This window comes from Devosia sp., assembly GCF_017307565.1.
Taxonomy (GTDB): Bacteria; Pseudomonadota; Alphaproteobacteria; order Rhizobiales; family Devosiaceae; genus Devosia.
In genome coordinates this window covers 1-1,018 of sequence record NZ_JAFKHD010000260.1, presented here as the reverse complement: position 1 = coordinate 1,018, position 1,018 = coordinate 1, and the positions used below count along the sequence as shown (strand labels likewise).

Genomic DNA, 1,018 nt, shown 5'->3' with positions numbered 1-1,018 from the left:
GAGTGCGAGGAACTCACGCGCGGCCTGCGCCAGGCAGTGACCGGGCACGACGAGCATCGCCTTGGCGATCAGGCCGAGCCGGCGCTGCTCCATGACGGCAGCGGCCATCGTCATGGTCTTGCCGGCGCCGACGGCGTGCGCGAGGTAGGCCGAGCCGGCCGAGACGATGCGCCAGATGCCGCGCTTCTGGTGCCCATAAAGAGAAAAGGCGCCAGAGGCGCCGGGGAGCTTCAGGTGGGAGCCGTCGAAGGCCCGAGGCGCGATGTTGTTGAAGCGGTCGTTGTAGACGCGCGCGAGCCGGTCGGTGCGATCGGGATCGGACCAGATCCAGCGCTGGAACGCGTCCTTGATCTTCGAGAGCTTCGTCTTCGCCGCTTCGGTGTCGACGACGTTGAGCACGCGCCGCTCGCTCATCTCCTCCTTGACCGTGTCGAAGATCTGCGGCACGCGGCTGTTGAGGGCGTCGGCGAGGAGCTCACCCGCATGCCGGCGGTCGGTGCCCCATTCTGACGTGCCCGCGGCGGACCAGCCGAGTTGCCGCGCCTCCACGGTCCACGACGCGAGCTCCGGCATGTGGTGTATCTTGATCTCCGCGTCCATCGTCTCCTTGACGAAGGCGGCGACGTCGGCGGCTGGAATCCACGGCGCGCCGAGACGCGCCGTGATGTCCGACGGCTTGAGGTCGACAGGCTGCACGGCAGCGAGCGCGGCGACATTGCGTTCGTACTCCGGGTCGAGCGCGGCGGCAGCTTCCGCGGTCTTGAGTTGTTCTCGGACAGCGCCGGACAGATAGGCGTCGGCCGTCTGCCACGATCCATCCAAGGGATCGCGGAAGATTGCGCTGCCGAGTTCGGCGAGGACATCCTTTGCGTCGCGGTGCAGGAGCTCGGCGATGTGATCGACGCCGACGTGCCCGCGCTCGTTCAGGACGACGGCAAGCGCGTCGGCGGCGCTCGCGATCACCGGAGCCGCCGGCGGCGCGATCACGCGCTCGGTGAAGATCGGTCCGGGCTTCGCG

The 1,018-nt window shown here is 68.6% G+C and carries 1 pseudogene; it reads right to left on the bottom strand.

Annotated elements, in window-relative coordinates:
- Positions 1–1,018: pseudogene (locus tag J0I64_RS08330) on the bottom strand (lactate dehydrogenase); the annotation flags it as partial.